General features: G+C 70.2%; 1 pseudogene. It reads left to right on the plus strand.

Annotated elements, in window-relative coordinates:
• Positions 1-15: 15 nt before the first annotated feature.
• Positions 16-225, plus strand: a pseudogene (locus JMJ56_RS33550) (polyphosphate kinase 2); the annotation flags it as partial.

The following is a 225-nucleotide window of genomic DNA, read 5'->3' on the forward strand; positions in this document are numbered from 1 at the left end:
GACGACGAGGAGGCCATGCGGCCCTGGCTGCAGGCGGAGCTGGAGGACGATTTCGACGAGGAGCTGGAGCAGGAGATAGACGACCGGCGCCTGCCCGAGGAGGTCCGCCACCTGCTGCACTCCCGCCAGACCCGCACCATCGACCGCGGCCTCTACTTCCGCGAGCTGCTGCGGCTGCAGGGCGAGCTGGTGAAGCTGCAGGACTGGGTCGCCCATCGCGGCCTC

This window comes from Belnapia arida, assembly GCF_016773205.1.
GTDB classification, from domain to species: Bacteria; Pseudomonadota; Alphaproteobacteria; order Acetobacterales; family Acetobacteraceae; genus Belnapia; species Belnapia arida.